This window comes from Massilia atriviolacea, assembly GCF_003953935.1.
GTDB lineage: Bacteria > Pseudomonadota > Gammaproteobacteria > Burkholderiales > Burkholderiaceae_D > Telluria_A > Telluria_A atriviolacea.
In genome coordinates this window covers 1-492 of sequence record NZ_RXLQ01000074.1, presented here as the reverse complement: position 1 = coordinate 492, position 492 = coordinate 1, and the positions used below count along the sequence as shown (strand labels likewise).

Sequence of the window (492 nt, the reverse complement as noted above, 5' to 3'; positions counted from 1 at the left end):
TGGTCAAGCCTGCTGGCGCGCATGAGCGGCCAGGACGACGTCGTCATCGGCACGCCGGTGGCGAACCGCCAGCGCACCGAAGTCGAGGCGCTGATCGGCTTCTTCGTCAATACGCTGGCCCTGCGCGTACGCCTGGACAGCGATCCGACGGTGGCCGAACTGCTGGCCCAGGTCAGGACTTCGACCCTCGGCGCCTACGAGCATCAGGACCTGCCGTTCGAACAGGTGGTCGATGTGCTCAAACCGGCACGTAGCATGAGCTACAGCCCCGTGTTCCAGGCGATGCTGACCATGAATAACACGCCGGTGTCGGCTGGCGGCGGCTTGCAGGGGCTGGAAATCAGCCCGCTCGGCCAGTCCGGCGGCACCACCCACTTCGACCTGAGCCTGTCGCTGACCGAACGCGGCGATGTCATCACCGGCCAGCTCGATTACGCCAGCGACCTGTTCGACGCCACGACGATGGAGCGCCTCGCGGCGCGCTTCGAAGTG

Annotated in this window: 1 protein-coding gene; it reads left to right on the top strand. The window is 66.3% G+C overall.

All coding sequences use genetic code 11. The annotated features are described in order from the left end of the window. A partial coding sequence (locus tag EJB06_RS31605) for a condensation domain-containing protein (RefSeq protein ID WP_164558116.1) occupies window positions 1-492 on the top strand: 492 nt, incomplete at both ends.